This is a genomic window from Nocardia aurea, from assembly GCF_003123685.1.
GTDB lineage: Bacteria > Actinomycetota > Actinomycetes > Mycobacteriales > Mycobacteriaceae > Nocardia > Nocardia aurea.
In genome coordinates this window covers 162,118-187,859 of record NZ_QCYJ01000154.1, presented here as the reverse complement: position 1 = coordinate 187,859, position 25,742 = coordinate 162,118, and the positions used below count along the sequence as shown (strand labels likewise).

Here is a 25,742-nt window from a genome sequence, read left to right as displayed (position 1 = left end):
ATACTGGATTCATGCTCGAAACCTCCGCGCGACTGCTGAAACTGCTCGCGCTGTTGCAGACCCACCGCGAGTGGGCCGGTGCGGAACTGGCGGAACGACTCGACGTCACCGGCCGCACGATTCGTCGCGATGTGGAACGGTTGCGCGATCTCGGCTATCCCGTGCACGCGACCCGAGGCACGGCGGGATACCGGCTCGGCGCGGGCGCGGCATTGCCACCCCTGCTGCTCGACGACGAGGAGGCGGTGGCCGTCACGGTGAGTCTGCGCAGCGCCGCCGACGGCAGCGTGGGCGGGATCGAGGAATCGGCGCTGCGCGCCTTGTCGAAGCTGGAACAGGTACTGCCGCCGCGACTTCGGCATCGTGTCGCCACGCTGCGCGCCGCGACGGTCCGGGTCGGCGCCCCGGCGGCGCGGGTCGATCCGGACACGCTGATGGCCATCGCCGAGGCATGTCAGCGACGTGAGCAGCTGCGTTTCGACTACTCCTCCCACGGCGGGGCGGGTTCGATCCGTAAGACCGAGCCGCACAGTCTCGTACATTTCAGCAGACGGTGGTACCTGGTGGCCTGGGATGTCGACCGCGGCGATTGGCGCACCTTCCGGGTGGACCGCATGACACCGCGCGTTCCCACCGGTCCCCGGTTCACGCCGCGTGAGCTGCCGGAAGGCGATGTCGCCGCGCATCTTTCGCGGGGTCTCTCCCAGCGCGCCTGGCCTCGACAGGCCACCGTGCTGCTGCACGCGTCCGCCGAGACCGCCACCGCGCGGGTCTGGCCGGGTATGGGCGTGGTCGAAGCGGTCGACGACACCACCTGCCACCTGCACGTCGGCGCGGAGACACCGGAAGCGCTCGTGTGGGTGATCACCTCGGTGGATCTCGACTTCACGCTGATCAGCGGCCCACCGGAACTCGCGAGCGCGCTCGAGGCCCAGTCCATCCGCTGCCGTCGCGCCGTCGAGGGATTCCCTCGATAGTCAACAGGTCCAGTCGAGTACCGTAGCGAGTGCCCTGACCTGCGCCGACGGCGGGACGAGCCACAGCGAGGCGTTGCGCAGCGCCACCACCGGCCGCGAGGACAGTTGGGCGACGGTGCCGATGCGGCGGGAGCGCGCCGCGATCATCTGGCTGCGCGGACGACGTTCCCGGTCGTAGTGGGTGAGGTCGCCTCTCTCGTCGGCGACGCGCGCGAGGATCACCGCGTCTTCCAATGCCTGACAGGCGCCTTGGCCGAGGTTAGGGGTCATGGCGTGGGCGGCGTCGCCGAGCAGGGCGACAGTCCCGCGCACGTAGGTCGGCAGCGGCGGCAGTTCGTAGATGTCGTGTTTCAGGACCGACGCCGGATCGGCGGCGGCGAGGAGCGCGGGTATCGGGGCGTGCCAGTCGCCGAAGCGGCGGCGCAGTTCGGCGAGTCCGCCGGATTCGGTTCCGGCGGGCAGGTTCGCGGTGGCGAAACAGTAGACGCGACCATCGGGCAGCGCGGCGAAACCGAAACGTTCGCCACGGCCCCAGGTTTCGCCGAGGTCGCCGATGGGCTCGCTCGGCGTGACCACCATCCGCCACGCGGTGTACCCGGCGTAGACGGGCGTGATGTCACCGCAGACCGCGCGCCGGACGACGCTGTGGATTCCGTCGGCGCCGACGATGAGATCGCCCTTCGACTCCCCCTCGGAATGCGTCACCACGCCTTTCGCGTCCACACCGGTCACCGAGATCCCGTTCCGCACAGCCGATTCCGGGACGGCGGCACGCAGGATCTCCAGCAGGTCGGCGCGCTGCAGCATGATCGGGAGCCCGTAGCGATCACGGATCGCCGCGATGTCGGTGCGCGACAGCAGCCTGCCGCGCTCGTCCCTGATTCCCGCCGAACCCTCTTCCCTGGCACGCGACCGCACCTCGGCGCCGACACCGATGGCATCGAGTGCGCGAAGGGCATTGGGCCACAGCGACAGTCCGGCGCCGACCGCTTCGATACGCGGTGCGCGCTCGAGCACTTCGACGTCCCAGCCGCGCCGGGACAGCGCGACGGCCGTGGCCAGACCACCGATACCGCCGCCGACGATGACCGCCTCGGACATGTGCCCTCCTCCGTGCGTAGGCCGACCGATCGGTCGACTCGAACGAGATTACTACATATGTAGTATCTACACAACATTTGTAGTGCGCGGACTACTGGCATAGTGTTCATCCGTGCCTACGAAACGTGAACTCGTTCTCGACGGGGCGATCGAATTACTCGGCACTCGCGGCCTGCGCGCGCTCACCCATCGTGCGGTCGACGAGGCCGCTGCCATGCCGCCGGGGTCGACGTCGAATTATTTCCGCACCAGGGAGGCCCTGCTGAGCGCAGTGGCCGAGCGGATGGAGGAACGCGACCACCTCGATTGGGCGATCCTGAGCCGACTGCCCGATCCGGCCACCGTCGACCAACTCGTGAACGGCATGACCCTGTTCGCCCGACACGCCGTCGGCGCCGACCGCACCAGGACCCTCGCCCGCTACACCCTGTTCTCGGAGGCGCAGACCTCCCCCGCCCTGCTGGAGTCGGTGCGGCGCGAACACGAACGGCTGATCGCCTGGGCCGCGACCATGCTGGAACCGTTCGGTGCGCACCCCTCGATCGCGAAGATCCTGGTCGACTACCTCGACGGGGTCATCCTGCACCAATTGCTCGCTCCCACCTCGGATTTCGAACCCGCGCCGAACCTGGACAGGACGGTCCGAGCGCTCCTGTCATGACGCCGTCGAGATCCGAAGCCCGCCTACGGGGTCAGAAGAAGGTCTCCACCAGGTCGACCACGCGCGGTCGCGCCGACGACGCGTCGTCGACGACCGGAATCAGCCGCCATTTGTCGAACGCCGTGCACGGGTGGGACAGTCCGAGTCGGACGACGGATCCGACGGGCAGATCGGACGCGGACGCACCGGGCAGGCGCAGGAAAGCGTGTTGATCGTTGAGTGCGCTGACGACGGCGTCCGCACCGAGCGGAACCGGAACCCCTCGCACCACGGCATATTGCGGTACCGGCAAACCCTTGTCGTAGGGGACGTCGCGCTTGCCCGCGTCGAGGAGCGCCAATTCCGGTTCCGGACGTGACACCGTCCGCGCCCACGCGTGCATCGCCGACCGCAACGGATGCTCCGACCGGGCGGGCGTCATCGGCGAGATGTCGGCGTAGAAACCGTCGTCGTGGACGAGGTACGCGCCGCAGCGAAGGACGACGGTGGTCGGAATACCTCGAACACCGTGTTCGTCGGCGAGTCCGGCGAGGTGCTCGACCACCAGGTCCTGGTAGGCGCTGCCGCCCGCGGTGACGATCGCCGCGCCGGGATACCGGCCCCGGTCGGCCAATTCCCGGTGCAGACGGGCCAATTCGTTCAGGTAGTACCGCACCGTGGCCAACGATTCCGGACCGCGATCATCCGCGAGCGCGGCCTCGTAGCCGCCCACCCCGGCCAGGATCAGTCGTTCGGAACGCAGTACCGCCTCGGCGACGGCGTGCGCGTCCTCGACCCGGCGCGCGCCCGTCCGGCCGCGCGGACCGCCCAGTTCGACCAGCACCCGCAGTCGCGCGGCTCCCGATGTCGAGCGCAGGTGCCGGTCCATCAGTTCGACGGTCTCGACACCGTCGACCCAGCAGACGAAGTCGAAATCCGGATCGCGTTCGGATTCCGAGGCGGCCCAAGCCAATCCGACCGGGTCGACCAGCGCGTTGGCGAGCACTATCCGGCCGACACCGAACGATCGGGCGAGCTGGGCCTGCCACCCGGTCGCCAGGGTGATCCCCCAGCATCCCGCGGCCAACTGCCCGGCCCACAGTTTCGGCGCCATCGTTGTCTTCCCGTGCGGAGCCAGACGCACCCCGGCATCGGCGGCCCACGCGCCCATCACCGCGCTGTTGGCGTCGAGTACCGAGCGATCCAGTGTCAGCAGCGGTGTCTGGAAATCGTCGAGATGCGGTGCGGTCGCGAGGAAATCGCGCACCGTCCGACCCCACGCGGCCGGTGGCAGACCCTTGTGCTCGGGTCCGAGGACACGGTCCGCGAGTGTCCCTACGGCCTTCTCATCGATCGCCACGGTGTCCTTCCCGAGCTGGCGTCCTTACCCCGAGTTCCCGGGCCGTGTCCTATCCCGAGTTCCGCAGCGCGGTGGCCAGACCGTTCATGGTCAGCAGGATGCCGCGTTTGACCAGTTCGGAATCCTCGCCCGCGCGCAGTCGCCGCAACAGTTCCACCTGCATCTGGTTCAACGGCTCCAGGTAGGGGAAGCGGTTGTGGATCGACTCGGCCAGCGACGGGTTGTCCGCGAGCAGATGATCGTTGCCGGTGATGGCGGCGTGCATACGGATGGTGCGGGCGTGCTCGTCGCGGATCATGCCGAAGATGGTGTCGCGCAACGTCTCGTCCTCGACGAGTTCGGCGTAGCGGGCCGCGATGTCGAGATCGCTCTTGGCCATCACCTGGGCCAGGTTGGACAGCACGGTCCGGAAGAAGGGCCAGCGCCGGTACAGGTCCGACAGCGTCGCCAACCGGGCCTCGTCACCGCCGATCCATTCCTCGAGCGCGGTTCCCGTTCCGTACCAACCGGGCAGCATGACCCTGGCCTGACTCCACGACATCACCCACGGGATGGCGCGCAGATCCGAGACCGAACTGGTGGGTTTACGGGAGGCGGGCCTACTTCCGATATTGAGATCGCCGACCTCGGCCACCGGTGTGGACTGCCGGAAATACTCGACGAAGCCGGGGGTCTCGTGCACCAGCCGGGCATAGGCCGCGCGCGCACGGGCGGCCAGCTCGTCCATCAACTCGTAGGAAGGCTCGGCCTCGGACCCGAGACCTTCGACGTCGAGCAGTGTCGACTCGAGCGTACCGGCGATCAACGATTCCAGATTACGGTGCGCCGCACCGGGTTCCGCGTATTTCGCCGCGATGACCTCGCCCTGTTCGGTGAGGCGGAGCGATCCGCGCACCGCGCCGGCGGGCTGGGCCAGGATCGCGTCGTAACTGCGCCCGCCGCCACGCCCCACGGTGCCGCCGCGACCGTGGAACAGCCGCAACCGGATCCCGGTCTTGCGCACCACCTCGACCAGATCCAGTTCGGCGCGGTAGAGCGCCCAGTTCGCCGCCAGGTATCCGCCGTCCTTGTTGGAATCGGAATACCCGAGCATGACCTCTTGGCGCATATCGGCGGCGGCCACCAGGTCGCGATAGACCGGCACTTCGAGCGCGGCGGCCAATGTCGCCGCGCCCGCGCCGAGATCTTCGATGGTCTCGAACAGCGGCACGATTCCGACCGCGCAGATCGGCGGGCCGTCCGGTTCCCCCGGATCGAGCAGGCCGCCCTCCTTGAGCAGCAGTGCCGCCTCCAGCATGTCGCTGACCGAGGTGCACATGCTGATGATGTAGTTCGGCACGGCCTCGGGGCCGAGCGTATCGACGACATCGCGGGCCGCGCGGACGATGCCGAGTTCCTTGGCGGCGAGCTCGCCGAGCCTGGCGTGCGGACCGAGCAGCGGTCGACGGGTGCGCAGTTCGGCCGAAAGCAGTTCCACCCGTTCGTGTTCGGACAGGCTCGGGTAGTCCTGGTGCACCCCGGCCCAGGCCAGCAGTTCGGCGACGACCTGTTCGTGCACTTCCGAGTTCTGCCGCATGTCCAGACCCTGCAGGTGGAAACCGAAGGTCTCCACCGCGTGCCGTAGCGCGGCGAGCCGATCGTCGGCCAGCAGACCGTCGCCGCCCGCGCGCATGGAGGCGTCGATCGCGTCCAGATCGTCGAGTATCGACTGCGGAGTCGGATACACCGCGGCGGCGTCGGTCTGCGGACCGGTCACCGCACCGGGCAGCGTGTCCAGCGACACCCCGGCCGCGCGGTCGACGGCGATGGCGCCGAGCGCGCGCGCCGCAGTCGCGGAGAGCCTGACCCGAATGGCGTGCAGCGCACGGCGATACGGTTCGTCGGCGTGGGTGGCGGGGTCCGGGTAGCCGGCGGCCGCCAGTTCGGCGACGCGCGAGCTGACCGGAACCAGCCGCGACGACTGCGACAGCGACTTCTCCAACCCCTCCAGTTCCCCCAGGTAGCGGCCGAACGCCACGCCCGCCGCCTGTCCTGCGGCCTGACGCACGACCTCGGCCGTCACGTAGGGATTGCCGTCACGGTCGCCGCCGATCCACGAACCGGGCCGCAGTATGGGCCGTGGCAGCAGTTCCACACCGGGCCATCGGGACCGCAGCGCCGCACGCACTTCCGCGTTGATCGCGGGCATCACGTCGAACAGCGTCAGTTCGTAATAGCGCAGCCCGACCGCGATCTCGTCCTGAATGCGCAACCGCTGCAACCGGATCAACGCCGTGCGCCACAGCGCGAGCACCTGCCTGCGGATCTGCGATTCGGCGGCGGCGCGTTCGCGTTCGGTCTCGGTGTAGCGCTGCCGACGGCGCATCAGTTCGGTGATGGCGGTCTGCACGTCGAACACCGTGCGCCGCCTGGTCTCGGTGGGATGGGCGGTGATCACCGGCGACACCAGCGCGTCGGCGAGCAGGTCGGCGACCGCCGCGCCGTCGAGCGCGGCGGCGTCCAGTTTCCGATAGGTCGCCGCCAGCGAGGAGCTCTGCGGCGGCTCACCGGCCGCTTCGTGGGCGGCCCGCCGACGATCGCGCTGGATATCTTCGGCCAGGTTCGCCAACAGGACGAAATAGCTGAAAGCCCTGATCAGCGGCAACGCCACCGCGATATCGACGCCTTCGAGTATCTGCGCGACCGCGCTGCGCCCGACCTCTTCGCGCCGAACCCGGAACGCCTCGATGCGCACGCGTTCGATCAGGTCGAAGACCTCGGGGCCCTCGTGGTCACGAATGGTGTCACCGAGCACGCCACCGAGGAATCGGATGTCGTCGCGCAGCGGCCGGATGGCGTCCTGTTCGGTCTCGATCCGCGATTCGGTCATCCTCCGACCCTACTGCCGAAAAGGCTCGAGCGAGCGCCCTGGAGCGCACAGATCACAGTCGCCCGCAGAGCGTCTCGTCCCGCAAACTCAGCCCAGAACCTGAGAGAACCGCAGGTGGTTGCCCCACGGATCCCGGAAGCCGCAGTCGCGTACCCCGTACGGCTGGGTCAGCGGCTCCTGCCCCACCGCGACACCGGCGTCACGCAGTCGGGCGAACACCGCGTCGACATCCTCGGTGGTGAAGATCAGCGTGCTCTGCGCACCCGAGGCGAGCCGGGCGCGGGAGGCCTCGGCCATCTCCGGCACCGGAACCATCTCGGGATTCTCCAGGATGAATTCGATACCGGGCTGGGCCACCGGGCCGACCGTCAGCCAGCGGCCGCCGCCGAACGCCATGTCCTGGCGCACCTCGAGGCCGATGACGTCACGGTAGAACTCCAGGGCCTGCTGCTGGTCGCCGACCAGCAGGGAGACGTGGGTCAGGACGAAATCTTTTCCGTTGCTCATGGGATTCTCTTTCCTCGATGTCGAGCGGGACAGTACTGAGGACGGGGGTCGCGCGCGAAGCTCATCGGTCGCCGCGAGGAAAATTTTCGGGCGATCTCTTGTCCGCGCCCGGGGCCCGACTACAGCGACCTGATGACCCGTGCCGGATTCCCCGCGGCGAAGACCCGGTCGGGCAGATCGCGGGTGACCACACTGCCCGCGCCGACGACGGTGTCGTCCCCCACGGTGACGCCGGGACAGACGATCACCCCGCCACCGAACCACACATTGTCACCGATTCGGATGGGAGCAGCCGATTCCCAACGCTGCCTGCGCATCTCGTGATCGTTCATCGGATGCAGCGCGGTCAGCAACTGGCAGCGCGGGCCGATCGACACGTCGTCCCCGATGACGATCGGCGCGCAATCCAGCAGGATCGCGTCGTAGTTCAGGAAACTGTTCGCGCCGATCTCGATGAGGAAACCGTAGTCGCACTGGAATCGGGGCATGATCCAGGAGCCCGCGCCGAACGCGCCGAGCAACTCGCGCAGCAGTTCGCCACGCCGCTGCTCCTGCTCGGCCTCGGTCCTGTTGAACGCGTCGCAGAGCCGCTGGGCCCGGCGACGGTCGGCCACGAGTTCCGGATCACTGTCGCGGTAGAGCTCGCCGCGCAGCATCCGTTGCTTCTGCTCACCCATTCGGCCAGGCTAGCGGTGCGGGAACGGCGAGCCGGTCAACCCGCCGAGATGACCCCCATGCGGCGGTCCGCGTTCCGGTTCGACAGGACCAGCTCGAGCAGGGCCACCAGCACGTTCCGCACCGAATCACGATGTCTGGCATCGCATTCCAGCAGCGGAATCCGTTCCTCCAGGCCGAGTGCCTCGCGCACCTCGTCGAGTTCGAACTGCTCGCCGTTCTCGAAGCGGTTGACCGCGACCACGAACGGGGTCTTGTGCTCCTCGAAGTAGTCGAGCACCGGATAGCAGTCCTCGACCCGGCTGGTGTCGAGCACGATCACCGCGCCGAGCGCGCCGTCGATCAGGTCGTCCCAGAGGAAGACGAAACGATCCTGGCCGGGGGTGCCGAACAGGTACAGGATCAGCGAACTGTCCAGCGTGATACGCCCGAAATCGAGCGCGACGGTGGTCTTGGTCTTCTCGGTGCGGTGACCCGGGTCGTCGACACCGAGCGCCATATCGGTCATCGCGGCCTCGGTGACGAGGGGTTCGATCTCGGAGATGGCGCCGATGAAAGTGGTCTTACCGACGCCGAATCCGCCGCTGACGACGATTTTCACGGAGGAGGGCATAGGGCCCTCGTCCGACGGCTCCCCGGCGATGGGCGGCCGATTTTCAGAGTGCCCGTACAAGGTCTCTGATCCTCTCGATGGCAGCGGTGGAAAGTTCTGGTTCCTGGCGAACCGTAACGTACTCTCGGCTCGCCAGGTCACTGACGACGACCGTGGCGACGCCGACCGGCACCCGCAGGACCGTCGCGATCTCGGCGATGGAATGCGGTGCCTGACAGAGTATTACGACGGTGCGCTGTTCGAACCGCAGCGGTGCCGACAACGCGGCGCGCGACGCCTGTACGAGGGTCTCGATACGCAGTCCGTCCACCAACGGCGTGGTCCGGCCCTCGGTCACCATGAAGGGCCGCACGACCGGCTCGTAGACCTCCGGCGAGCCCGGATCCGGCTCATCCTGCCCGAACCAGCCCGAGGACCGTGTCGCGGGATTCGTTCGATGCTCCGGCGGCCTCGGCCGGTCGGGAACTCTCATCTGCGCAACTTCTCTCGTAATTCGGTGATCAGCGCGGGTTCGAGAAGCGCACCGGCCCGATCCGCCAGTACCGCCATCTCGTATCCGACCAGGCCGACATCGCATCCGCCGTCGGCAATGACCCCGAGGCAGCTGCCGTCACCGAGCGCCGAGACCAGCAGGAAGCCGCGCTTCATCTCGATCATGATCAGCTTCAGTCCGTCGAATTCGTAACTGCGCGAGGCACTTCTGGCGAGCCCGGCCAAACCGGACACCATCGCGGCGAGGCGATCCGCCCCCGCCCGGTCCAGCCCGTCCGACATGGCGATCAGGAGTCCGTCGGAGGACACGGCGACGGTATCGCGCACACCGTCGGTATTGCGGACGAAATTCGCCAGCAGCCAGTTGAAGGCGTGCGGGTCCGTCGCGGTCTGCAGATGTGTGGTCACAAACTCCCCTTGCTCGATCTCGATAGGACTGGTGCCGCACCGGGTGGAGGTTCCGGCCCGGGTTCACGTCTCGGTGGCGCCGGTGTTCTCGTCCCGGGAGAGCACCCTGCGCTGCGGTAGGCGCGGCTGCTCGTCGGGTGCCGCGACGGACGGCGTCGGCCGCGTTCGTGGAAGTTGCCCACCCCGCACCGGCAGGGTCGACCGCACCGGCAGGGTCGACCGCGGTGCCGCGCCCGGTGCGCTCGGCGGACGAACCGCGTCTCGGTGCACCACCGCACCGGGGTGTTGCGAGACCTCCGCTCCCGGCCGTCGCGGCGTGGCCGACGGCAGTGCCTCACCCGGCCGAGGCACGGCACCCGCCGGGGACGAGAAACCCGGCGAGGGTCGCGGCTGCGGCTGCGCGCTGCCGGGGGACGTCTGAATGGGACGCGACGGCGTTTCCGGCGTCACAGACCCGGCCTGGCCGTATGGCGCAGCGCCGCGTCGGGGCTCGGCGCTCGTCACGGGAGTGCGGCGTTGCGGCCGGGCCGTGGCGACCGGTCCGCTCGCGCGGGGCGGGATCGGCCCGGTCGGCGACTCCACGGGGGTAGGACGCGAGGACGCGGGCCGACTCGCCGGTGGGCGGTCGTCGGTCTGCACGCCCTTCTGCATGCCGGTGCGGAACGCGGACAGCATGCCGCGTACTTCGTCGGGAGAACGGTCGGGGACGGGGGTGCTCGGCGGACGCGGCGGCATCGGTCGTGCGGCGGGGGCGGCCGCGCCCCGGTTGCGTTTGACGCGTTTGACCAGGCCGTTGCGGGTGCGCTCGACGGGGGGCGCGGGTTCGGCTGCCGGACTCTCCTCGTCGGCGACATTCCACCAGGCGGTGCTGGTCGGCGCCGACTGTTCGGCGGCGCGCGGTGTCGATTCCGTTCCGGTCGGCGGCGCGGCTCGACCCGCCTGCGGTGGTGACGAGATGTCCTGCCGGTTCCTGTGCTCGTCGTGCCCTGACACGGATCGTCCGGTCGACGCCGAGAAGACCGGAGCGGGTGTTGTCGTGGCCGGGGCGTCCGCTCGCCTGGAGGTACGGGAGCTCCCCACCGCGTGAGCGGGAGTTCCTCCGGCCCAACCGTTGCGGGCCGCCGCAGCGGCCGATCCGGGAACGTCATCGGCGGGGGCGGAATGCGCGGGGCGACGCTCGCCGGATTCGTGCGTCCGGTCCTTCGCGTCGTCGGAGGAACGGTCCGACACCGTGACATCACTCGCGGAGTCGGCCGAATCCGATGTCGGCGCGTCCTCGCGATCCGAGGATTCGCCCGTCGGCATGCTCTCCCCCGCTCGACCGCGGTTGCCGACGAGTATCTCCGGCGGAATGCGCAACCTCGCCACGATCCCGCTCACCGGCGAAGTATTCAATTCGATATCGATACCGTGGCGCCCGGCCAGACGGCCGACGACGTAATGACCCAGGTAGCGGGTGGGAGCCACCAGGAAATCGCGATCGCCGCGCAATCGGGCATTGGCTTCGGCCAGATGATCGGCCGACATGCCGACACCGTGGTCGACCACCGCGATCACATACTCGTTCCCGGACTTGCGGCCGTAGACCTCCACCTCCATATCCGGTGGGGAGAAGGCCAATCCGTTCTCGATGAGTTCGGCGAGAATATGCGCCAGCTCGCTGACCACCGCACCCGTCACCGTCACGTCATCGATGCGCCGTAGCACCACCCGGCGATAGTCGTCGACTTCGGACAAACCGGCACGGATCACGTCGACCAGCGGAATCGGCTCGGCCCAGCGGCGCGGACTCTCCGAACCCACCAGCACGAGCAGACTTTCGGCGTTGCGCCGCATGCGGGTGGCGAGATGATCGAGTTCGAAAAGGTTCGCCAGGGTCTTGGGATCCAGCTCGCCTTTCTCGAATTCGCTGATCAGGCCCAATTGGCGGCGCACCAGATTCTGATTGCGCCTGGCCAGGTTGGACATGGATTCGGTGCTGTTGCGACGCAGTACCGCCTGCTGCGAGGCAAGTTCGAACGCGGTGGCCTGCACGCGGTCGAGAGCGCCTGCCACGGCGGCGATCTCGATACCGGCCCCGGAGGGCACCCGCACCGGTTCGGGAGGATCCGGCGGGGTATCGCCCGCGGTGTGCCAGGCGGCGATCACGTCGGGCAGGCGATGGCTCGCGACCTCGTCGGCTTCGGCGGCCAACGCGGCCAGCGGCCGCACGATGGCCCGCATACTCGCGAGCACCAGCGCGATCTCGGCGGCGACGGCGATCAGCGCGACGACGAGGAGTCCTCCGAGCCACAGTGCCGCGTCCCGGCGCAATTCGGCCGCCCGGGCGCGCACCGAGTCGCCGATCGTCTGCTGGACCGCGCGTTCCTGATCGATGACCGCGGTCATCTGCGACCACCACGCGATCGCGTCCACCTTCCGCACCAGCGGCCCGGCCGCGGACTCGATCGCGATATTCTCCGATTCCGTTGCCTGCACGGCGTTCTCGCTGAGCAACGCCGCGTCGAGCATGGACTGCTGCGCGGGTGTGGCGTCGCGGGCGAACGCCGAGATCGCCGCGCCCTTCGCCGCGCGAATGTCGAGGAATTGCACGTACTCGCCCGGAGCGAATTCCTCTGCCGCGAAGACTCCGTTGAGGAATCCGCGCTCCTTGGCCGTCTGTTCTTTGGCTTCGCCGAGCGCGTAGAGCGCCTGCAATCCGTGCCTGACCTCGGCGTCACCGGCCTGATCCAGTCCGAGCCGCAGGTGGTTGAGCGCGTTGATGCCGTCGGTATAGAACTGGAAAGCGGCGGGGCGCGCGATCCGCCGCGCGTCGATCTGGACCCGCGTCGCAGCGAGGGCGGCGAACTGTCCCACCGCCGAACGCACTTGCGCCGCACCGGGTGCCGTACCCGCCATCGCGGCGTCGAGCGCCCGCAGGGCACGGTCGGTATTACCGCGTTGGTCCATCACCGCGTTCTGCAACCTGCCGTCACCGCCGAGCCAGCCGTTGCTGAGGCCGCGTTCGCGCTGCGCCTCGTGCAGCGCGTCCTGCACGGTCAGCGCCAGGGCGACCGCGTCGACGGTGTCACCGCTGTCCCGATAGTCCCCCGAGTACCGGGCGATACTCATACCGAGCAGCGCGGAGACCAAAGCCAGCGATACCACGACGATTCGGGCGAGCTGCCCGCGAATGGTGCGGGGCCGCATCGGACTTCCCGTACGGAGAAGCCTCGTCCGTCGGGCACTGTGATGCGCGACACCCGTTGAGCCACCGGGCTTTTCCGTACCGAAAGGTAACCGCACCACCTTGCTCCTCCGAACTCCAGCGCACCGCCTCCCCCGCCGATCGGACGGAAAGTGAGGAGAACGCTGCCACAGTGAGCCGAAGCCCGTCAACGCGAAATGCGGACAAAACGGACACACGGAATGTTTGTAAACACGCTGGTAATCAGTAGGTTCCGGAATGTCCATCCGCTCACAAGACAGGCCTGCTCGATGTGACTTTCGAGCGGTTGCCGAACCGACGAGCAAACCGGAGGCATCGGCGCATCGCAATCCCCGATCCAGCGGCCCGCTCGGCCGGGCCACGCCGTTCCGCCGTCGTGCCCCCGTCGATCGCGGAGAGCACGCGCAGACCGAACCGTGGCGACCTCCGACGAGAGCACCGGCAGGATCGGTGGGCGCGTACAGTCGCCGATCAGTGGTGATCGGGGTGATCGTCCACACGGCTCATTCGCAGTGCTCTGGACAATCCGCAGGTGTAGGGCGATTTCGCGGCGATCACAGTGGGCGGTCTCGCCCGGATCGGCGTGTCGTCCGCCCCTGATAAAGTCGGGCAATCCGAGTCGTCGCGGGTCGAGAGGGTGGGGATGACGCATCGATGGAAATTCGTGCTGGTTGCGGCGGTGATCGCGCCCGGGTTGATGGCGTGTGAGAGTTCGACCAGTGGGAGTCCGACCAGCGTGAGTGCCGCGCCGGTGCAGCTGTTCGATCCGTGTACGGGGATACCGGACGATGTGCTCGTCGCTTCGGGTGTCAAGCCTTCAACGAAGGAGACCGGGATCGCCGGGGTCGAGCAGTCCGGATGGGAAATCTGCGCATGGAATGGCAGTACCTATTCACTGACGATCTACTCGACAGGTCGAACTGTCGCGGAGTTCGAGAGCAAAGGCAGCAATGTCGATTTCAAAGACGTGACAGTCGCGGGGCGCCCGGGACGGCAGTTTCGAGTCGCGGGCACGTCCAAGGATCTCGGTTGCGATGTCGTGTTCTCAGCGACCCAGGGCATCTTTCAGCTCTCGGTATTGAACTATGCAGACCTAGGCAATCGAGAGGATCCGTGCGTGGTTCTGGAACGCGCCGGTGCGGCGATTGTGCCAGTCCTACCGAAATAGGACACAGGGGGTGTCATGAGCGAGTCCGACATCGCGACGTGGGAGCAGTTCGCCGCGCAGGCACGGGCAGGTGAGCTGTATCTCGACAGCGAAGAGGCGGCACGGCAGTGCCTGACTGCCTGTGATCAGCGGATCCAAGACCTGCGCGATATGGCGCGATATGTACGCCAAACGCAGAACGTCTCCGGCTTCGGCGATTTCGATATGGCGAACGACCTCGCAGGTATGTTCGAAAAGCAAGCGAGCGGTGAAGACAACTCCATCGAATCGGTGATCAACAACCATATGGAGGTCGTCAAAGATATGGGGGAAATCATGGCGTTGTCGATCAAACGCATCACCGGTCAGGACGTTACCAATACCGCGAACTTCAACACCAACACCGAAGCGATGGGATAACCCATGGGATTCGGAATGTTCGAATGGAGCGCCGGCGACCTCGGCTCCGCCATGCTGGAGAACCTCACCGACTTCATCGCGGGCGAGGAACGCAAGCCCGGTGTCGATCCCGCCGCGATCCAGAGCAAGTACAACCAGCAACGCGACGGTGTGCGCGACGATGCGTCCGGCATCGGGTTTCAAGGCGCCTACCGACCGAAATCGGTGCATCGGACCGATGATTTCGACCGCCCGGGCACCGCGGAACTGCGCGCGAAAGTCGACCGGATCGATATCGCGGCGGTGGACAATCTCGCGACCGCGTGGAACGAGATCGGCAAACGTGCCGAGACCTCGCTGAACAATTTCACCAACGCGATGAAACGCGCGACGGACGAAGGCATGTGGCGGGGCGCATCGCGGAACGCGGCAGCGAAGGCGGTGAGTGATTACGGCACCGAGGCGGTGCAACTGTCCAATGCCGCGAAGCTGACCGCCAACAAGGTGGCCGAACTCAAATCCGGTCTGGAACCGACCAAAGCTCTGGTACCGCATGCCCCCGACCTGCGATCCAATGTCGAGAACACCCGCCATTGGATCGCCGGGCGCGGATGGCGCGACAACCAGGAGGCGATCGATACCGCGCATACCGAGGCGGTGCGGGTTTTGCGGACGGTCTATGCCCCCGTCATCGTCGAGACCGACACCAACGTCCCGGTGATCCCCACGCCGACCAGCCGGACCTCGAACAACACCGACATCCCCACCGGCGGCGGCGATCCCACGCAACAGCGGAGCAAGAGCCCGACGACGAATCCACCGTCCGGTTCCGAGAATCCGCGGAGCGAGACACCCTCGGAAACCCCCACGAATCCGCAGGGCTCCGACCAGGGTTCACCGACGTCCGCGCAGTCGACGAATCCGTCGTCGCAGCAGCAGAGCGCCAGATCCGAGTCTCCCGCCACCAATCCGGCGGGCGCGAACCCCACGGGGACCAATCCGGCGTCGGCGAATCCCACCGGGAGCAATCCCGGCTCCCGGGGCGGTTCGGGATCCGGTTCGCCGAGGTCGGGCAGCCCCGGGAGCGGTTCGTCCACGCCGTCTCCGGGACGTTCGGTGACCGGCACTCCGGTCGCGGCGGGTCTCTCGGCGGGTGCCTCGACGAACGCGGCAGCGGCGTCGAGCACGGGGCGTAACGGCATGGGAGGTATGGGTTCTCCCGGTTCGCGCGGCGGCAAGGACGACGAGTCGAGCAAAGGTATCCCGGACTATCTGATCAACCAGGAGAACGGCGAGCAGGTCACCGGACTGGATTCCCTCCCGGGAACCGTCCCGCCGGTCATCGGCGCGTGAGACAGAACGGCGGGAATCTCGCATGACGACGCTGCGGCGGTGGCGTTTCACCGCGCTCGAATTCCGGGTGCTCTGGGAGTCGACCGGGCGCGACGTGCTGCCCTACCCCCTCCAGCATCGTTCGACCGAGCGATTCCAGGAGGATTCCGATCGTCTGCGCCGGGCCGCCGCGCAGACCGTGGTCCCGCAGATGGACGACGACCTGGTGCGGGCGGTGGAGGTGCTGCTGAATCCCGAGGCCAGGGTGGAGGTGGCCGGATTTCGGGGCGGCACCGACCGTCGCAAGATCAGGGCGCACGGCGGGTCGCATTTCCAGCATGCGGCGGTCGCCGTCCAGGCGCCGGGGATCGACCACGATCGCGGCGCCGATGTCGATCTGCTGCTGCTCGATGCCGAGGATCTCGCGCCCGCCGTGCTCACGGCGATTCCGGATTGCCGTGCCGGACAGAGTAAACCGATGCAGGTTCCGGTCGAGGAATTGGAGAAGCCGCCGCCGGTGGTCCGCGACGCCTGGCGACCGACGGTGCGCGAGGAATTCGACAGATTCTTCGCGCGCAGGACCACGGCGACCACCCATATCGGGGTGTATCCGCTCGGCAGCGTCGACAATCGCCATATCGGTGGGCGTAAGGATTTCCAGATCACCGATTTCGAGGACGACGGCCGCTACGTCAGTTTCGGCAGTCGCGTGGTGACCGTGAAACCCACCGACAGGCAACGGATCACCGCGACCCTGCGGGAGATGATCAGCCGTACCGTCACCGAGGTGCGCAACGGCGATCACCGGCCGCGCTGAGCGAGCGCCGCGAACGGCTATCCCGCGAGGATCGCGAGCACCGCCTCGGAGGTGTAGAACGGCGCGAGACGTTCCCTGATCAGCCCGGCCAGGACGCCGTTGCGTTTGGCGCCCTCGATGACGGCGGGACCGTAGCGCAGGATCTCGGTGGCGATATCGTCCCCGGTCAGACCGAGTTCGGGCAGCATGGCCGCGAGGGTGTAGTCGCCGTACTTCTGGAAGAAGACCTCAACGCATTCGTCGAGAAGCAGGCCGAAATACGGCTTCTCCCTGGTGGTGACAGCGATCTCGTAGCAGAGCAGGACGAGTTCGTTCAGATCCTTGCGGGTCAGGTATTCGCGCAACCCGCTGACGGGTTCGTCGGCGTGCAGATCCCAGAATTCCATCGCGGCGGAATGCACCGGCGCGTCACGCAACATCTCCCGGATGGCGTTGTTCGTGCGTTTGAGGGCGAACAGGGCTCCCTTGCCCGCGAGATCCCCGACGAAACTGTTGTCGGCGACCTTCTTGGCCCGATTGGCCGCCGACTGGCCCAGCGACATCAGTGAGGAGACACCGGGAATCTTCTCGGCGCGCTCCCGATTCGCGGCGACGAAATCGTTGATGAGTTTGTCCACGAATTTCGCGGCGACGGTGGCGACAAGCGGGCTCTCGGTCAGCCGGTCCAGGATGCGTTCCTGGGCCTGGTGCATGGCGAAGATCTTCTCCAGCAGCGCCTCGACGGGCTCGCGGTCGACCACCTGGCCGAGAGTGTAATCGTTGTTCTCGGCGATGTTGTCGTAGATCGAATCGGCGAAGACGCCGACCATATCCGCGATGACCGGGCTGCCGCCGATCAGGTCGACGATGGTGCGCACCGTCTGCTTCGCCTGGTCGACGTCCACGATCTCGCGGAACACCAGGGTGTCGGCGACCCCGAGCACGGACTCGATATCGCGGCCGACGACCTCCGCGAAGCGGTCGCCGGTCACCTCGCCGAGCAGGTATTCCACCTGGGCGTCGAGCAGCCGTTCGGCGATCTCACGCGGTTCGCTCATCGAGTTCCATCCATATCTGCGGTCCGGGCCGCGCTGTCACGAATCGACGTCGTTGCCGCGCACCGATTTCCGTATCTGGTCCAGACGGTCGCGCGCGGCTTTCTCACGCGCCTCGAATTGTTCTTCGGCGCTGCGGCCCGCCGGGGTCTGTCGGTCGAGTTCGCCCATCCCCTGCGCGGTGCCGAAGCGCTGCTCGACCTTATCGCGAACGGAGTCGAAGGATGGCACCCCCGAGGTCGAATATCCGCCGATCGTGGGGCTGCCGGGAATTCCGGTCGGTGGTACCGGTACCGGCGGTACCGGAATACCGCCCCCTACCTGCCCCGATCCCGGGTCCGGCGCGGGCGCGTCATGCGACGGCGCTGTACCGGTGGCGGGACTCACATCATCGATCAGTTCCGCATGATGGACGCTCGATGACTCCTCCAGCGCGTTTCGCAGCGCCCAGAGGGCGGGCCGTCCGGCCACCACGGGTCGCAGGACAGCCACCAGTTCCGCGTCCGACAACGCCGCCAGTTTCGCGGCGATATCGCTGTAATCACTCATGTCGCCAGGTTACGCAGCACCTGCGCTCGACCCGCTGACCTCGGGAAACACCGTCAGGTGCCGAGAACGTCCCCGGCGAAGCCGCGCACAAGTCCCATCCACCGTCCGCCGTCGGTGGCGATCAGGTCGTTGTGGCCCGCGCCGGGGAACACCTCCAACCGCTTCGGCTCGGGCGCGGCGGCGTACAGCCGTTCGGCGTGACGCAGCGGAAGCAGTTCGTCGCGGTCGCCGTGCATGATCAGCACCGGTGCGCGCAGCGTGCGGATCCGCCGCAGACTCGGGTAGGCGTCGGGAACGAACGGGCTCGGCAGGTACGGGTAGATCGACCTGGCCGCGTCCCGGATTCCGGTGAAGGTGGACATCAGGATCAGCCCGGCGGGCGGATGCTCGGTGCACAGTTCGAGCATGACGCCGCCGCCGAGCGACTTGCCCAGATACAGCACCCGTTCGGGGTCGACGCCCCGTTGCCCGAGCAGACTCCGGCGCGCGGCGCGCACGTCGAGGTAGGTGCCGTGTTCGGTCGGGCGGCCGGTGCTGCGACCGTATCCGCGATAGTCGAATGCCAGTACGTCGAAGCCCATTTCGTTGAGCATCGCGAAGATCGGCACTCGATCGCCGATGGTGCCGCCGTTGCCGTGGGCGAACAGGATGTGCCCCCGGGAGCGCGCTGCCGGCATCCACCAGCCGTGCAGTGATTCGCCGTCGTCGGTGCGCAGGGTGAGATCGGTATACGACAGACCGAGGACGGCGGGTGTGCGCGACACCTGCCGCTCGGGCATGAACGTCAGCGCGTTGAGAATCGGGGCGGCCGGATGTCGCATGTCCTCTTCATACTCGGCCCGCGCCGTCGGCGACAGTTCGCCGGACCGGGAATCCGGTCAGTTCTCGACGACGTCGACCCCGCGCCAGAACGCGACCCGGTCGCGGATCTGCTCGGCGGCGCTCTTCGGTTCCGGGTAGAACCAGGCGGCATCGGGATTCTGCCGACCGTCGACCGTCACGGTGTAGTAGGAGGCCGTGCCCTTCCACGGGCATACCGAATGGGTGTCGCTCGCGGTGAAGTACTCCCTGTTGATCGACTCCGCCGGGAAATAGTGATTGCCCTCCACCACAACCGTGTCGGCGCTCTCGGCCAGTACCACGTCGTTCCACAGTGCTCGCACGCTCATCGGAACCTCCGCTGTCGTCACCACGGCCACGTCGGTCACGTCGCCGTCCCTGTCATCGGAGAACCGTCCACACGGCTCGCGAAATTCCCCGCTGACCACACCGGCGCACACAGCGGCCGCACCGGCTCCGCTGTGTCGGCGTGTGATCAGCGAATACGGTCGAGCACGCGATTCGCGAACTCTCGCCCCACCCCGCGACGCGGAGACCCCACCGCGACGGCGAGGTCTCCGTGACGGCGAGGTCTCCGTGACGGCGAGGTCTCCGTGACGTCATCAGCCGCGCAGTACGGCTCCGACGGATTCCGCGGCAGCCGCGACCGCGGCGTCGCGCGCCGCACTCGCCTCGTCCTCGGTGAGGGTCCGGTCCTGCGCACGGAAGCGCAGGGCGTAGGTGAGGGATTTGCGCCCCTCGCCTGCCTGCGCGCCCTCGTAGACGTCGAACAGGGCGATGTCCTCGAGCAGTTCGCCGCCACCGCCGCGCAGCGCGGATTCGACCGACGCGGCGGCGACGGTCTTCTCCACGCTCACGGATACGTCCTGCAAGACCGCGGGGAACGGGGACACCACGGGCACGGGACGCGCTTCGACCAGCGGCAGCGCGTCCAGGTCGAGTTCGAGCGCGCAGGTGCGCGGGGGCAGACCGGCGCGCTCGAGTACAGCCGGATGCAGTTCACCGGCGTAACCGACGACCACTCCGTCGACCAGCAGTTCCGCGCAGCGACCCGGATGCCACGGCAGGTAGTTCGCCGCACGGCGTTCGAAGGTCACTCCGGCCGCGTCGGCGACCGTGTCCGCGAGGGCGAACGCGTCGGCGGCCTCGGCCTGACGTCCCGGACCCCACGGTCCGCGCGGCTCGCGACGCCCGGTCAGCACCGCGGCGACGTGCACCGGCTGGGCGGGCAGCGAGCCGATGAGTTCGGCGATCTGCTCGTCGGTCGGCCTGCGGTCGACCGGCAGCGCCGCCACCGCCCTGGTGTCCGCGCCGGGCAGCACGACCTGCGCGATGCCGTAGAGGGTGAGGTCGCGCGCGCCGCGCGAGATGTTGCGGGCCGCCACCTCCAGCAGTCCGGGCAGCAGGGTGGTGACCAGTTCGGCCCGCTCGACGTCGAGCGGGTTCAGCACCCGGGTGGTCGCCCGGCGCGGGTCGTCGGCCTCGAGTCCCCAGACATCGAAGACACCGGCGGCGAGGAAGGGCGGTGCGGGCACTTCGATGCCGCCCGCGAAGGCGAGCGCGCGGCTGACCGCACGACGGCGACGCTGGGTCGCGGTCAGTCCGCGACCGGCCGGGGCACTGGGCAGCACGGACGGGATCTGCTCGAGTCCCTCCAGCCGCAGCACCTCCTCCACCAGGTCGGCGGGCTGGGTCAGATCCGGCCGCCAGCTCGGCGGGGTCACGACGAGCTGACCGTGTCCGGTCTGCTCGTCGACGGAAACCTCGACCGTGCAACCGATCTGGGCCAGACGACGCGCCGAGGTACCGGTCGGATAGGTGATGCCGGCGACCCGGTCGGCCAGGTCGATATCGATGCGGATCGGCGCGGGCGCTGCCACCGGAACCCGGACATCGGTCAGTTCGGCCGCGATGGTGCCGCCGGTGATATCGGCCAGCAGGGTGGCCGCGCGATCGAGCGCGGCGATATTGATCTCCGGATCGACGACGCGCTCATATCGTTTCCCCGCCTCGGAGACCAACTTGTGCCTGCGCGAGGTCCGGTAGATCAGCAGCGGGTTCCAGGTGGCGGCCTCGAGCAGCACGTCGACGGTGTCGTGGCCGACCTCGGTGGTCGCCCCGCCCATCACACCGGCCAGCGAGATGACGCCGGAATCGTCGGCGATGACCACGTCCTCGGCATCGAGGGTGCGTTCCACCTCGTCCAGGGTGCGCAGCGTCTCGCCCCGGTTGGCCGTGCGCACCACCAGCGCGCCGTTGACCTTCGCGGCGTCGAAGGCGTGCAGCGGCTGACCGAGTTCGAGCATCACGTAGTTGGTGACGTCGACCGCGGGCGAGATCGGGCGCACTCCGGCCAACAGCAGTCGACGCTGCAACCACCACGGGCTCACCGCCGACTGGTCGATGCCGGTGACCCTGCGCGTCGCGAATCGGGTGCACTGGGAGGACGGCTCGAGCCGCACCTGCCAGGCGTCCTTCTCGTCGTCGGGCAGGGTGCGCACCGCGAGATCGGCGTATTCCAGGTCGAAACCGCAGGCCAGTTCCCTGGCCAGGCCGCGCGCCGAGAAACAGTAGCCGCGGTCGGGGGTGATGTTCAGTTCGATGACGGTGTCGCCGAGGCCGAGCAGTTCGTTGGCGTCGGTGCCCGGTTCCGCGGTTCCCGGCTCGAGCACCAGGATGCCGCTGTGATCCTTGCCGATGCCGAGTTCGGCGACCGAGCAGATCATGCCGTTGGACACGTGACCGTAGGTCTTGCGCGAGGAGATCGCGAAACCGTCGGGCAGCACCCCGCCGGGCAGTACCACCACGACCAGGTCGCCCACGGCGAAATTGCTCGCGCCGCAGACGATCTCCTGCGGTTCGGGATTGCCGACGTCGACCTTGCAGAAGCGGATCGGCTTCTTGAACTCGGTCAGTTCGGTGATCTCGGCGACCCGGCCGACGACAAGGGGTTTGTCGATATCGCCCGTCACCGGCCGGAGTTCGTCGACCTCCTCGACCTCGAGGCCGACTCGGACGAATCCGGCATCCAGTTCCTCCGGCGTCACCGACCACTCGGGGGTGGTGCGCTGGATGATTTCGGTCAGCCAGGACTGCGCTACTCGCACTTGACGTTTCGCTCTCTCGATCGAAGGAGGGTCAGGACCGGATACCGAAGGGCTGCGTGAAACGCACGTCGCCCTCGACGATGTCGCGCATGTCCGGGATGCCGTTGCGGAACTGCAACGTCCGCTCCAGGCCCATGCCGAACGCGAACCCGCTGTACACCTCGGGGTCGATCCCGCTGGCGATCAGCACCTTCGGGTTCACCATGCCGCAGCCGCCCCATTCGACCCAGCCCGCGCCGCCCTTCTTGTCCGGGAACCACACATCGACCTCGGCGGAGGGTTCGGTGAACGGGAAGTAGTTGGGGCGCATACGAGTACGCGTCTGCGGCCCGAACAGCGCGCGCGCGAACGCGTCGAGTGTTCCGCGCAGATGCGCCATGGTCAGGCCCTTGTCCACGGCCAGCCCCTCGACCTGGGAGAAGACCGGGGTGTGGGTGGCGTCGAGTTCGTCGGTGCGGAAGGTCCGGCCGGGACACACCACGTAGATGGGCAGTTCGCGCGACAGCATGGAGCGGACCTGCACCGGGGAGGTGTGGGTGCGCAGCACCTGGCGCGATCCCTCGGGGGCGATGTGGAAGGTGTCCTGCATGGTGCGGGCCGGGTGATCGGGGAGGAAATTGAGCGCGTCGAAGTTGAAATGCTCGGTCTCGACCTCGGGCCCCTCGGCGACCTCCCAGCCCATCGCGACGAAGACGTCGGCGACCTGCTCGGAGATGACGGTGATCGGATGACGCGCGCCCACGGGCAGTCGCCGCGCGGGCAGGGTCACGTCGATCGCCTCGGCGACCAGCACCGCGGCGTCGCGTTCGGCCAGCAGGGCCGCGCGCCGCGCCTCGAACGCCTCGGAGACACGCGCACGGGCGACGTTCACCCGCTTGCCCGCGTCGGCCTTCTCCGATTTGGGCAGACCACCCAGCGCGCGCTGGGCCAGCGCGATCGCGGCCTTGCCGCCGAGATGCTCGGTCTTGGCCACCGCCAGCGCGTCCAGATCGGCGGCGGCAGCGAACGCCTTCTCGGCCGCCGCCGCGGCAGCGGCCAGCGACTCCTCGGTCAGCGCCGGATCCTGCACGGCGGCGTCTTTCGTGTCGTCGGCCACGATGGTTCGTCTCTCCCGTTGGGGTCGGTTCACAGGGGCTCGGCTGATTGCCCACCCACATTGCTGCTGGTGGAATCCTATTGGATGGGGCATTTCGGATTCACATGGATTACCCGGTGCCCGCGGCCCCACTCGTCGACCACGCATGTCGTCGCCTTGATAATCGGCTATCCGCCCAGGCGACGGCGTGTTCGGACCGGGTTCACCGGTCCGGCCGACCGGGCGCGGCGTAGCGGAAGCCCTGTCGATGCCGACACACCGGGCCGGGCGCAGTCGCCTACTTTCCGGCCGACCGATCCGCCCCCACACTCGGACGGGCGAGAACGACACGAGCCGCCCTCGCCGTCCGACCGTGATGCCTGTCAGAGCGATGCCTCGATACGGCGCGGCAGCATCAGCGAGACCACCGTGCCGATACCGACGATGCCCGCGCCGACCCAGACCGCGGGCACGAGTCCGTCGACGTAGTCCTGCGGGGAGGTATAGGAACCGCGCGAGGCGAAGACCGAGGCGAGGACGGCGACGCCCATCGCCACGCCGACCTCGCGGATCGTGCTGTTGGTCCCCGAGGCCATCGCGCGATCCTGGGGCGCCGCGCTCGCCATGATGACCGTCGAACTCGGCGCGAAGGTGAGCCCCATCCCGATGCCGGCGAGCAGGAACGGGGGCACCAGGTTCACGTAGTCGAGATCGACGGTGGTCACGAGGGCGATCCAGGCCAGCGCGGCGGTCAACAGCAACTGTCCGGTCGCGAGCAGGGTGCGCGCGCCGACGCGGTCGACGATCAGACCCGCGATGGGCGCGACCACCATCGGCGCGAGCGTCCACGGCATCGTGCGAATCCCGGATTCGAGCGGGTTGTAGCCCTGCACCACCTGGAAATACTGCGCGAGCAGGAAGATCGAGCCGAAGACTCCCACCGAGAACGTGAACCCGGTGACATTGCCGACCCGGAAGGCGCGTGAACGGAACAGGCGCAGCGGCAGCATGGGGTTCGGGGTGCGCAGTTCCCAGTAGATCAGGGCCGCCAGCAGTGCCGCGCCGCCGACGAAGGCGCCGAGCACGCCCGCCGAGGTCCAGCCGTCCTCCGCGCCGTGGATCACGCCCCACACCAGCGCGAGTACGCCCCCCGAGGCGAGCACCAACCCCAGCGGGTCGAGTCGCCGCGCGGCGCCGAAGGATTCACCGAGGACCCGTGCCGCGAAGATCAGCGCGAGCAGTCCGATCGGCACGTTCACCCAGAAGATCCACTGCCAGTTCAGACCTTCCACCACGGCACCGCCGACCAGCGGCCCGACCGCGACGCCGAGACCGGCGATACCGCCCCAGATGCCGATCGCCGCGCTGCGCATCCGTTCGGGCACCGCCGCCGACAACAGGGTGAGCGACAGCGGCATCACACCCGCCGCGCCGAACCCCTGCACCGCCCGCGCCGCGATCAGCATCCACGGTTCCGCGGCCAGCGCGCATGCCGCCGAGGCGATCGTGAACAGCGCGATACCGGCGAGGAACACCCGTCGGTGACCGAGCCGATCTCCGACGGCCGACGCGGTGAGCAGCAACGACGCGAACGACAGCGTGTAGGCGTTGACGAACCATTGCAGGTCGCTCAGCGAGGCGCCGAGTTCGGTGCGAATGATCGGCAGCGCGTTCGTGACCACCAGGTTGTCCAGCGTGACCATGAACATCGGTATGCCGACGGCGGCCAGTACCGCGGCGAGCGGCCATGTGCGGGCGGCCGCGGGTGCGGCGACCTCTTCGACGGTTTCGGTCATACCCACTCCTACAAGTTGTTATTCACTGATAACTGACTGGAGAGTATGCATCCACTGATAACATGTCAATGTCGAGTAGAAGGAGCACGATGACCGGTTCGACCAAGCCCAGAATGACCGCGACCGAACGCAGCGCCGAGGTATTGACCGCGGCGGTGACCGCCTTCTCGGAATCCGGCTACGCCGCGACGAAAACCGATGACATCGCCCGGCGCGCAGGCGTGTCCCAGCCGTATGTCATCCGGCTGTTCGGCACCAAACAGCATCTGTTCCTCGCCGCCGTGCGCAGCGCGTGCGACCGGATCGAAGAGGTGTTCCGCGAAGCCGGGAACGCGATCCCGCCCGGTGCCACACCGGGGGAGGCGTTGTGTGAACTCGGCGCGGCCTACGATGTCTTCCTGGCCGAACGCGAACTACCGCTCGTCATGCTGCACGGCTTCGCGGCCAGCGTCGACCCGGCCATCGGCGGTCCGGTTCGCGAGTGCTTCGGGCAGATCTACGCCCTGATCAAGGAACTCAGCGGCGCCCCGATCACCGATACGCGCCGCTTCCTTTCCACCGGAATGCTGCTCACGGTGATGACAGCCATGCGGGTCGCGGGCCCCGAGGCGATCGCCGTCGACTGGGCGACCGAACTACTCGACGATCTCCCCGACCGGCCGGACTGAACGCATACCTTCGCCACCGAGCCGGAATCGGTTCAGCCGGTGGCAGCACAGAGCCGGGGGAGGCAACTGGAGGCCGCGCGAGCGGGGCGGCATGCGGCAGTACATGGCACGGCGATCAGCGGTCGAGG

Annotated in this window: 23 protein-coding genes; 7 read left to right on the top strand and 16 right to left on the bottom strand. The window is 67.9% G+C overall.

Annotated elements, in window-relative coordinates:
• The first annotated feature begins 11 nt into the window (after positions 1–11).
• Complete coding sequence (locus DAT37_RS38735) at positions 12–977, top strand: helix-turn-helix transcriptional regulator (protein ID WP_109529913.1); 966 nt, start codon at positions 12–14, stop codon at positions 975–977.
• Here the strand turns inward: DAT37_RS38735 and DAT37_RS38730 are convergent, their stop codons facing one another.
• Positions 978–2,078, bottom strand: a complete 1,101-nt coding sequence (locus DAT37_RS38730) for an FAD-dependent oxidoreductase (RefSeq protein ID WP_109529912.1) — start codon at positions 2,076–2,078, stop codon at positions 978–980.
• A 112-nt stretch (positions 2,079–2,190) separates the two neighbouring features.
• Between DAT37_RS38730 and DAT37_RS38725 the strand changes: the two genes are divergently transcribed.
• Positions 2,191–2,739 (top strand): TetR/AcrR family transcriptional regulator, encoded by a 549-nt coding sequence (locus DAT37_RS38725; protein ID WP_109529911.1) that lies wholly within the window; start codon positions 2,191–2,193, stop codon positions 2,737–2,739.
• 31 nt (positions 2,740–2,770) lie between these two features.
• Here the strand turns inward: DAT37_RS38725 and DAT37_RS38720 are convergent, their stop codons facing one another.
• The 8 genes from DAT37_RS38720 to DAT37_RS38685 form a co-directional block, all read right to left on the bottom strand.
• Positions 2,771–4,078, bottom strand: coding sequence for a type III PLP-dependent enzyme domain-containing protein (locus DAT37_RS38720; protein WP_109529910.1), 1,308 nt, complete (start codon positions 4,076–4,078; stop codon positions 2,771–2,773).
• A gap of 49 nt (positions 4,079–4,127) precedes the next feature.
• Positions 4,128–6,947 carry a phosphoenolpyruvate carboxylase gene (ppc, locus tag DAT37_RS38715; RefSeq protein ID WP_109529909.1) on the bottom strand — a complete coding sequence of 940 codons (2,820 nt, stop codon included), beginning with the start codon at positions 6,945–6,947 and terminating at the stop codon, positions 4,128–4,130.
• 87 nt (positions 6,948–7,034) lie between these two features.
• Entirely contained in the window at positions 7,035–7,454 is a 420-nt protein-coding gene (locus DAT37_RS38710) for a VOC family protein (protein WP_109529908.1), read from the bottom strand.
• 119 nt (positions 7,455–7,573) lie between these two features.
• Entirely contained in the window at positions 7,574–8,131 is a 558-nt protein-coding gene (locus DAT37_RS38705; protein WP_109529907.1) for a sugar O-acetyltransferase, read from the bottom strand.
• A gap of 35 nt (positions 8,132–8,166) precedes the next feature.
• On the bottom strand, positions 8,167–8,742 hold the full coding sequence (locus tag DAT37_RS38700; protein ID WP_109529906.1) for a GTP-binding protein: 576 nt from the start codon (positions 8,740–8,742) through the stop codon (positions 8,167–8,169).
• 43 nt (positions 8,743–8,785) lie between these two features.
• The gene (locus tag DAT37_RS38695) at positions 8,786–9,214 is read right to left on the bottom strand and encodes a DUF742 domain-containing protein (RefSeq protein ID WP_109529905.1); all 429 of its coding nucleotides are present in this window, start codon (positions 9,212–9,214) and stop codon (positions 8,786–8,788) included.
• Positions 9,211–9,642 carry a roadblock/LC7 domain-containing protein gene (locus tag DAT37_RS38690; protein WP_109529904.1) on the bottom strand — a complete coding sequence of 144 codons (432 nt, stop codon included), beginning with the start codon at positions 9,640–9,642 and terminating at the stop codon, positions 9,211–9,213. The genes DAT37_RS38695 and DAT37_RS38690 overlap by 4 nt, the downstream gene beginning before the upstream one ends.
• 63 nt (positions 9,643–9,705) lie before the next feature.
• The gene (locus tag DAT37_RS38685) at positions 9,706–12,831 is read right to left on the bottom strand and encodes a sensor histidine kinase (protein WP_109529903.1); all 3,126 of its coding nucleotides are present in this window, start codon (positions 12,829–12,831) and stop codon (positions 9,706–9,708) included.
• A 578-nt stretch (positions 12,832–13,409) separates the two neighbouring features.
• On the opposite strand from DAT37_RS38685, the gene DAT37_RS38680 reads away from it, so the two are divergent.
• From DAT37_RS38680 to DAT37_RS38665, 4 genes are read left to right on the top strand one after another with little or no spacing between them, the layout of a single operon-like run.
• Positions 13,410–14,018 carry a DUF3558 domain-containing protein gene (locus tag DAT37_RS38680; protein ID WP_232840260.1) on the top strand — a complete coding sequence of 203 codons (609 nt, stop codon included), beginning with the start codon at positions 13,410–13,412 and terminating at the stop codon, positions 14,016–14,018.
• A gap of 15 nt (positions 14,019–14,033) precedes the next feature.
• The gene (locus tag DAT37_RS38675) at positions 14,034–14,417 is read left to right on the top strand and encodes a hypothetical protein (RefSeq protein WP_109529901.1); all 384 of its coding nucleotides are present in this window, start codon (positions 14,034–14,036) and stop codon (positions 14,415–14,417) included.
• A 3-nt stretch (positions 14,418–14,420) separates the two neighbouring features.
• Entirely contained in the window at positions 14,421–15,749 is a 1,329-nt protein-coding gene (locus tag DAT37_RS38670) for a hypothetical protein (protein ID WP_109529900.1), read from the top strand.
• A 22-nt stretch (positions 15,750–15,771) separates the two neighbouring features.
• Positions 15,772–16,545, top strand: coding sequence for an ESX secretion-associated protein EspG (locus DAT37_RS38665; protein ID WP_109529899.1), 774 nt, complete (start codon positions 15,772–15,774; stop codon positions 16,543–16,545).
• Between the two features lie 17 nt (positions 16,546–16,562).
• On the opposite strand, the gene DAT37_RS38660 is transcribed toward DAT37_RS38665, so the two are convergent.
• From DAT37_RS38660 to DAT37_RS38630, 7 genes are all read right to left on the bottom strand, one after another.
• Positions 16,563–17,582 (bottom strand): hypothetical protein, encoded by a 1,020-nt coding sequence (locus DAT37_RS38660; RefSeq protein WP_109529898.1) that lies wholly within the window; start codon positions 17,580–17,582, stop codon positions 16,563–16,565.
• A gap of 36 nt (positions 17,583–17,618) precedes the next feature.
• Positions 17,619–18,128, bottom strand: a complete 510-nt coding sequence (locus DAT37_RS38655) for a PspA/IM30 family protein (RefSeq protein WP_109529897.1) — start codon at positions 18,126–18,128, stop codon at positions 17,619–17,621.
• Positions 18,129–18,181: 53 nt separating this feature from the next.
• Entirely contained in the window at positions 18,182–18,949 is a 768-nt protein-coding gene (locus tag DAT37_RS38650) for an alpha/beta hydrolase (RefSeq protein WP_109529896.1), read from the bottom strand.
• A gap of 57 nt (positions 18,950–19,006) precedes the next feature.
• A complete protein-coding gene (locus DAT37_RS38645) occupies positions 19,007–19,336 on the bottom strand; it encodes a DUF427 domain-containing protein (protein ID WP_232840259.1) in 330 nt (109 codons plus the stop codon).
• Positions 19,337–19,570: 234 nt separating this feature from the next.
• Positions 19,571–22,075, bottom strand: coding sequence for a phenylalanine--tRNA ligase subunit beta (gene pheT / locus DAT37_RS38640; protein WP_109529895.1), 2,505 nt, complete (start codon positions 22,073–22,075; stop codon positions 19,571–19,573).
• A 31-nt stretch (positions 22,076–22,106) separates the two neighbouring features.
• Entirely contained in the window at positions 22,107–23,171 is a 1,065-nt protein-coding gene (gene pheS / locus DAT37_RS38635) for a phenylalanine--tRNA ligase subunit alpha (protein WP_198654650.1), read from the bottom strand.
• 362 nt (positions 23,172–23,533) lie between these two features.
• Entirely contained in the window at positions 23,534–24,946 is a 1,413-nt protein-coding gene (locus DAT37_RS38630) for an MFS transporter (RefSeq protein WP_109529894.1), read from the bottom strand.
• Positions 24,947–25,035: 89 nt separating this feature from the next.
• Between DAT37_RS38630 and DAT37_RS38625 the strand changes: the two genes are divergently transcribed.
• The gene (locus DAT37_RS38625; RefSeq protein ID WP_109529893.1) at positions 25,036–25,614 is read left to right on the top strand and encodes a TetR/AcrR family transcriptional regulator; all 579 of its coding nucleotides are present in this window, start codon (positions 25,036–25,038) and stop codon (positions 25,612–25,614) included.
• Positions 25,615–25,742: the final 128 nt, after the last annotated feature.